Origin of the sequence: Hydrocoleum sp. CS-953 (assembly GCF_002260545.1) — a bacterium.
GTDB lineage: Bacteria > Cyanobacteriota > Cyanobacteriia > Cyanobacteriales > Microcoleaceae > Trichodesmium.
On the sequence record NZ_LGSU01001232.1, the window covers coordinates 1 to 8326 of the forward strand.

Here is an 8326-nt window from a genome sequence, read left to right on the forward strand (position 1 = left end):
ACCTGAAAAAAATCCTTTGCGCCACCAATTTTTGGCTTGCACTCACCAAAAAATTCTGATACAATTTATTTATTTTGGTCAATTCTCCCATTTATATGACTATTTATTCAATAAAACAAATAAAATAATTTTTCATAAATCAGTTCAGTAGGGGCGGGTTATAGTTTAAGTTAACAAGTTTTAACATTAAATCAGATGAAGCCGCCCCAATCATATAATGTAGTAATTTAGATGTATCAGTCTAGTAAAGCAAAAAAAGTAAAAACATTTCTAAAATAATTCATCTACATCATTTTATCAAATCGATCAATACGCTTCAAAAGCCGTATAAAAGCAAACCCCATCACCACAACCAACAAAAGCAACACCAAAGCCAAACCAACCTGATTATTAACATATAGAATAGTCGCCGACAAAGTAAAACCACTAATCAACAAAGCATAATTAGTACCCATTTGCACACTACCAACCCGACGAACCAACCTATCTGTTTCTGTTGCTCTAACCCGAACCCTAATATCCCCCTGTTCTAACTTATCAATTGCATCCTCAATACGACGAGGCAAACCCAAAGCAGTAGAACTAACCTGAGCCGCTTGACGACCCAACTCATTTAATATAGTATTTGAACCTTGAGAACTTCCATCAGACATAAGCTGCATGGCAAACGGTTGTGCCACCTCCATAAAATTAAACTCTGGGTCTAAACCCTTGCCAACTCCCTCCAAAGTAGAGAAAGCTCGCATAACAAAAGTAAAAGTTGCCGGAAAACGGAAAGGTTGGTCATAAGCAACCTCATACAAATCATCACTAATAGCAGTAATTGACTGAGCTTCAAACGGCTTATCCATAAAATTATCCAACATATATTGGATAGAACGCCTCACTGGCCCCATATCTCCAGTAGGTTTTAATGCTCCTAAATCTATTAGAGATATAATTACCCTCTCAGCATCCTTTGAAGCAATCCCATAGAGAGTATCCATGAGTTTTTCCCGGATGTTAGACTTAATTTGCCCCATCATGCCAAAATCATAGAAAATTAATCCCCCTTCTGGACTAACAGCAATATTACCGGGATGAGGGTCAGCATGAAAAAAGCCATCATTCAAAAGTTGCCGTAGGTAAGCCTCAGCACCCATTCTTGCCAAAGCCTTTCTATTTTGCCCTGATGCTTCTAGAGCTTCATAATTACTAATTTTGATACCTGGAACATATTCCAATGTCAGTACCTGTGGCGCTGAATACCGCCAATAAACTCTGGGAACTTTTACCCAGTTAAAGTTGCGGAAATTACGACGAAAGGTATCAGCATTGCGACCTTCATTGAGATAATCTATTTCTAGCCAAAGAATTCGGCAACATTCGTCATAAATACCTAACCAGTCTCGACCACGACCCCATTTCGGGTGATTTTGAAAATAACGAGCTATTCCTTTAAGAATGGCTAAATCAATTTGGAAGAGTTTTTTGAGTCCTGGTCTTTGTACTTTAACTACTACATCTTCACCAGAGTGGAGTTGCGCTCTATGAACTTGACCTAGACTAGCGGCAGCTAAGGGAACTGGATCAAAACTTGGGTATAATTCTTCTACCTTTTTGCCCAGATCCTCTTGGATAATTATCTCAACTTGTTCGTAGTTAAAAGCAGGGACTTTATCTTGAAGTTTTGAAAGCTCTTCGACGTATTCTGAAGGAAATAAGTCAGCACGGGTAGAGAATAGCTGCCCCAATTTGATAAAGGTGGGACCTAACTCTAGCATTGTCTCTCTGACCCAAATAGCTTGTTTGCGCCGTCTGAGATTTCTCTTTTCTTCTGTTACTCCTCCGCGGTAACTCCAATCTTTTTTGTCTACCCAAAGCCAAGTTAGCCAAAGGAGAACGAAACTCCAAATATCAATGTAACGACGCTGGCGAGAGTAATTTTCTCTGTTCCAGCGATAAGCTTTCTGACTATAGGGTTTGCTGGGGGCTTTAGTCATTGAGCCTCCAGTTGTATAGTTAGCTTGTTCCTTGTGGTTAGTAATGTCATCGAGGAGAACAGACACAGTAGTAGTATTTTATAATTTGTGATATTATTAAAGGTTTAGCTCATAGCAATAAAAACCAATGAGCGCAGGTATAGTTTACTAAGATTCACAGTTGGAAGTCCCCTGTTTGATCTATATGATTCAGCTCCAGGATAAAAGCCCTGTTATAGTATACTGAATCTAAAACAGGAAATGGACTTCGATTTTAATATATACGGCAATTTCTTAGCAGGTTGAAGAATTCCGTAGGATCATTCAAGGCCAACATCAGTTATATGTCAAGAGGAACGACTACGATATTTTTGCAATTCTGCCCTGACTTGAGCTACCTCAGCCCTTAGATCGTCAATTATGGCTTGTAGGTCTTTGGGCTGAGAGTCCAATTCGTCAGAATTACTATTATTATTGGTGTTGTTTTCTACTTGAGCTTCTCTATCTGCTCTTTCTAAAACTTGTTCAATAAAGGTATGCAAGTTTTCTCTTTGTTCTGCATCAAATTTACCTATTCCACTAAGGGTATTGGTGATGCTATTTTCTAGTTGTTCATATACTCCTTCTGCAATAGCTCTACCGACAAAGAAAGCATGAATTGGTGATTTACTCATAATAAAAAATAGTTTATTTTGATGGTTTACTAGTAAGGATTCAGCTAGCTCGCGGTCAGCTAGTCTCCTAGGTCTGGACTGCGAAATTCAGCAATTAAAATGAACTATTATAGCTAAAGTTAGCTGATGATGTCCGATTTTACCTAGACTTTTAATTCTCGCTCAACCTCAGTTCTAATTCCTCCTATAAATAAAATAAACGAGGAACGCTGAGGGCTGTTAGGGTTTGGGTAGCATGACCTAGGATAGCTCCTCTTTTTTGCTGATGCAAAGCTCCGCTTTATATGTCGCGCAGCGTTTCGCTGCGCGACATGGAAAGCGCAGATACGACCCAGGAGGCAAGAGGCTGACTGACGGCTGAATGCTTACGTTTGCTAATCAATTTAGATGTTTTTTTTTAGCTAATCGGACTTGTTTTTTTATTTGCTTAACGAATTGTCTATTGATATTTAAGTTTGTTCAATAAGTGAGCCTTTTGTTAAATTTTAAAAGGTTTAGATTGAAATATATCTCACTCAGCACCCATTATTCAAATATCTAACTACTTAATTTAATTTTGTACTCATCTTAATATTTGAGACCTAATTTCTCAGTTAGAGTCAAGATGTGATTCTAATTGTAAAGTATTGTATCACATTATTTTATTAAGTGTCTTACCTAGTTTCTTAAAAGATGTTGATCTTTAGGTGAACTACGCTATATATCAATACTATGGGTCTGAGCTGGGCTTTGATATTCACCACGAATAGTGTCTAACAGAGCTGTTACCAAGGAATAAGGTTCTTAGTTTTGCCAGACAACTTACATTCCCTCAGAATGGTAGTATTGCCAGTTCCTAATACTATTTCACCGAAGTCAAAAGTCAGGCATTAAGATTTTGTAGGCTAAAAACTTTGAAGCTACAGTAATTCCAGGAAATTATTTTATATCTAAAGTTTGAAACTATTTGTGAAATCTTTAAAATTGAATTGGTATAACGATTTTATCGACCAAAAGTTAATGTACTTTTCATAATATGGAAGCTAAACTTTTGCTAAAAATCTACTTTTAAAAGATCAATTTATCTCAGAAAAAAGTTCAATTAATAGTAGTCATCTGGATACTGATTTTGCTGTTGATATTTTTGAGAGTCGTACTTCGGATATTTAGGTTGATAATCAGAAGGATAATATTTTTCACTATTGTCATTAGATGAATAATTGTAGGGAGATAGTTGAGTTTTCACATCACCCGAATAATTGACTTTTTCTGACCAAGATTTATCCTCATTAGAGACAGATAAACTATTGGGGAAAAACTCATCCTTTTCAAAATATGGCTTAGGTAATTTGTTTAATTTTGGTGGGTTTATTGAATAAGTTTTAACTGAAGGAGAACCAAAAAGAGGACTGGACGGGTCGTGATTTCGGAAACTATAATTTTCCTCTTGCTTCAGACTTTCTAATAAATTACTTGACGTCAAAGATGCAATTTTGTTATTAGTTTTGGCATAGCTATAACGCAGGGTAATATCAAAACCTATCCATCCAAAAGTTCCAGCAGTCAAGACAAACAACAAAAAAATTGTCAATTGGAAAGAAAGTTGATTAATCCAACTAAATTTATTATCTGTACAATTAGGGATGCAGTTTGCATCATTGTGAGGCTTTATATTTCTTTTGTTAACCCTGTTCCTAGGAACTTCATTAGTCAGAAATTTACCTGCTTTCTGCTCAATAGTTGATTCTGATTTAAGCTCCATCAATTGATCGTTATTCTTAAACCTAGATGGTTTCTCTGCTAAATAATTATTTTGTTTTTTTATCTCTATAAGATTTGATTCATTTAAAAGAAGTGCCAACCAACCTTCTACCGTTTGAGGTCGTTTTTCAGCATCTATTTCTAATCCCATGAGAATAGTATTCTCAATACCTGGAGTAAGATTAGGTTGAAAATATTTTAATTCTTTGGCAAAAAATTTAAGTGTTTGAGGAACAGCTTGAGAAAGCCTTAAAGCTGCAGGAGTAGGAGCCTTACCAGTAAGTAAATAGTATAATGTCGCTGTTAAAGCATAAATGTCTGTTGCAGGACTTAACCTTTGTTGTGGATTACACTGTTCTGGTGGTGAATATCCCACAGAAAATAAATTAGTATGAGTTTGCCTAATTCCTGGAGTTAAATCACAGGTAATGCCAAAATCAGTTAGTACAACTGTATTAGTTCCAGCTCGCCTAATGATATTCTTAGGTTGTATATCCCGATGTAAAAACCCATTTTTGTGAACTACTGAAAGAGCTGAGGCAATTTGATGTATATAATGAGCGGCTTGATTTGGATGGAAATTATAGCCAGACTGTATTAACTCAGCCAAATTTTGACCCGGTATATAGTCCATTACTATAAAGAAAAGATCATCTTCCTCAAAAAAGTCCCATACTTTGACAATGTTGGGATGTCCAGATTTAGCCAGAAGGTGAGCCTCAGTTATAAATTGATGTTTAAATTTGGGAAAATCTTGATGTTTGTGTAGACTTTCATTGAGAGTTTTGAGTACAACAATTTGGTTAAAATGATGATGAATGGCTCGGTAAGTTATACCAAAGCATCCTTGGCCTAAAATACGCTCGATAGTATATTTTCCTTTTTGAAGGACAACTCCTGGTGTCAGGTTCATAAAATACTCATTTTTATAAAATTGTTAGTGGTCAGAATACAACAATATGCTTGTAGTTGATTCTGCTCGATTGATTATAGATGAAGTTCGTAACATACTCCCACAAGGAGTTTAAAGTATAGCCTGGGCTTCTGCATTTTGGGAAAGATTAGCTTAATTAAAGGTTATGATAATATCAATTTTTGCCCTGGGCAATTAATTGACTGTAGATTCATCTCACGCGCTTCTCACAGATTATGGTCTGAGATGAATCTACGCTCTAGCTAAAATTGGAAAATCTAAATACAGCAGATGCCAAGTATGTGAGGTAAAAATATTAACGTTTTAACGCAAAGCTTCCTTAACAAACCTCTGTAGTCAGGGCATTTTGCCTGCAAGTAGTGTAGCTGAGTGAGATGAAATTCACTATATTATCAGGATGAAAGAAAGTGGTTAAGTAGTAGCCGGAAAGAGCGGAATTAGGTAATCTAGCTCAGTAATTATTAAAGATTGTCAAAAACGAAAATCAATAAAATAGAATATTTATGAGGGAAAAAAAATCTGAGCCTACACTTAGTCCAATTGCAGAAAATCTGGTGCTAGGTTTACCAGTACATTGTATTGATGACTACCCTGGTTGCTTACTTTCTCGATTAGAGGCAGGAGTAGGAACTCATGTTGTTACCCTGAATGCAGAAATGGTAATGCAGGCTGAGAAAAATCATGTCTTGGCTGAGATAATTCGTCAGGCTGAATTGGTAGTTCCTGATGGAGCTGGGGTGGTTTTATACTTAAGGCTTAAGGGTAAATTTGTACGGCGTTGTCCTGGTATTGAATTAGCAGAAAGTCTTTTGTGCCAAGCCATGAAACAGAATCCACAGAATTTAGTATTTTTCTATGGAGGAAAACCAGGGGTAGCTATTAAAGCTGCTGAGACTTGGCAAGAAAAAGTTCCAGGGTTAGCTATTGCTTGTCAGCATGGTTATTTATCTCCAGCAGAGGAGAAGGAACTTTTACAGACTTTGGGACAATTACAACCAAGATTAATATTTGTGGGTTTAGGGGTGCCTCGTCAAGAGTTGTGGATTGCAGAACATCAACATATTTGTCCTCAAGCAATCTGGATTGGTATTGGTGGTAGTTTGGACATATGGGCTGGTGTTAAGGAAAGGGCACCTGCTTGGTTTTGTGATAATTCTTTGGAATGGTTGTATCGACTTTATCAAGAGCCTTGGCGTTGGCGACGAATGTTGGCTCTACCACAATTTGCTTGGAAAACTTTGATGGAAATCAAATTTTAGACAAAAAGAGGCGATTGTAATGTCTATCAGGGGTAATTTAACTGATTTTTAGTTAAAAGTCAATCATTAATTAACAAAACAAGGAATCAAGAAGCAATGAATTTTGAATATGAGTATGAACAATGTCTAGAAAAACTGAACTGGGCAACTAAGGAACTACAGGTAGAAGTTGAACCAGAGAAACTTGCTGAAATTGCTGAGTTAATTGTGCAACCAATGACAGGGCCATGGCGTTATTTTCATACTCCAAATCATATTTTTGAAGTGGGAGTTTCACAAGATGCGATTGAAGTATTAGCTGCTTTATTCCACGATTTAGTCTATGTACAAGTAGATCATAGTGTTAATTTTAATCTCAGTTATTATCTTGCTCCTTATATTCAAGAAACACAAGGAAAGTTAAAAATTAGGGAAAAAAATGAATTGCCTAAGGATCAGACTTTTGAGATGGTAACATCTATTTTTGGTTTTTTTGTTGCTCAGGTTTTGTTACCTTTTGGTGGGCAAAATGAGTTTATGAGTGCTGTAGTTGCTGCTAAAGTAATGGAAACATTTCTCACACCTAAACATCTGTTTCAAATTATTGCTTGTATTGAATCTACGATTCCATTTCAACCTATTTCGGAAGATGGCTTGACTGCCACTGAACGTCTCTATCAAAGACTCAAAGAAACTAATACTAAGTTAAATATTAATCTTAGTGATGGAGAACTTTATGAAACAGTAAAAAAATCTGTTAGACTATCTAATCGAGATGTGAGTGGGTTTGGTTCTCCTACTTCAATTTTTCTAGATAATACCTGGAATTTATTACCAGAAACTAACCACAATCTCACTAATGGAAATTCTTATACAGTTTGTGAATATCGCATTGCTTTAGAAAAAACAGAAGGATTTATTAATCATTTGAATCCCGATTTGATTTTCCGCAAATTTGATGAAGAACCAGATGAAAAAACTTATAAATGCTGGGTTGAACAGGCAAAAAAGAATATTGAAGTTGCTAAAATTTATCTGGGAAGTAAAATTTTTACTCTAGCTTTTATTGAAGCATTATCTATGCGATTAGGGTTAAATATACCTCTTTCAACAATGGTGGGAGAGTTGCCTAGTCAAGGACACATTCCGGCTCATTTGGAGGATTTTTTGCCAGATATTCACAATCCTTATCAACCTCAAAATAATTTGCAACGTGAAGTATTAACTTTATTGGCAGATGGGCGGAGTCAAAATGCAGTTTATGATATGAGAAATTCACCATTGAGTACATTTATGGTGAAATATATAGGATTTGATGAAGTAAAAAAACAAAGAAAAAGAACTAATGATTTTTGCCAAAAAAAGATTTCTGCGGAAGAGTTTATTGATGGCTGTAACCAAAATTTAGTTAAGACGGTTATTGAGGGAATTTTAGAGTTATTTGAGAGTCGTAAGCAAGCAATTGGTGGGGTCAAAAAAGTGAAGTATATCAACTGTAATCAAAACCACTAATAGACATCTCGTCGGCAAAAAACATAAAATATTTTATTCAACAATCTTGGGTTATATCGTCAACAAAGGTCTCAGGAGCAGCAAAGTTAGCTGTTCTATTTTGTCAATTTTCGCTTAGAGTAAAATTATACAGCGCTTCCCGTTGTTATGAGGTACAAAATTTTAGGTTTGAGGGAACAGGGAATAGGGAATAGGGAATAGGGAATAGGGAATAGGGAATAGGGAATAGGGAATAGGGAATAGGGAATAGGGAATAGGGAATAGGGA

At 36.1% G+C, this 8326-nt stretch carries 5 protein-coding genes; 2 read left to right on the top strand and 3 right to left on the bottom strand.

The window, feature by feature from the left end:
* Window positions 1–284 precede the first annotated feature (284 nt).
* From AFK68_RS20900 to AFK68_RS20910, 3 genes are all read right to left on the bottom strand, one after another.
* Window positions 285–2048, bottom strand: coding sequence for an ABC1 kinase family protein (locus AFK68_RS20900; RefSeq protein ID WP_371357481.1), 1764 nt, complete (start codon window positions 2046–2048; stop codon window positions 285–287).
* Window positions 2049–2308: 260 nt separating this feature from the next.
* Window positions 2309–2635, bottom strand: a complete 327-nt coding sequence (locus AFK68_RS20905; RefSeq protein WP_094674765.1) for a DUF6825 family protein — start codon at window positions 2633–2635, stop codon at window positions 2309–2311.
* A gap of 1081 nt (window positions 2636–3716) precedes the next feature.
* Window positions 3717–5288: a serine/threonine-protein kinase gene (locus AFK68_RS20910; protein WP_094674767.1), complete on the bottom strand. Its 1572-nt coding sequence runs from the start codon at window positions 5286–5288 to the stop codon at window positions 3717–3719.
* A gap of 524 nt (window positions 5289–5812) precedes the next feature.
* Here AFK68_RS20910 and AFK68_RS20915 point away from each other — a divergent pair.
* Together AFK68_RS20915 and AFK68_RS20920 are read left to right on the top strand one after the other, a co-directional pair.
* The gene (locus AFK68_RS20915) at window positions 5813–6568 is read left to right on the top strand and encodes a WecB/TagA/CpsF family glycosyltransferase (protein ID WP_094674769.1); all 756 of its coding nucleotides are present in this window, start codon (window positions 5813–5815) and stop codon (window positions 6566–6568) included.
* 96 nt (window positions 6569–6664) lie between these two features.
* The gene (locus AFK68_RS20920; protein WP_094674771.1) at window positions 6665–8059 is read left to right on the top strand and encodes a hypothetical protein; all 1395 of its coding nucleotides are present in this window, start codon (window positions 6665–6667) and stop codon (window positions 8057–8059) included.
* The last annotated feature ends 267 nt before the right edge of the window (window positions 8060–8326 follow it).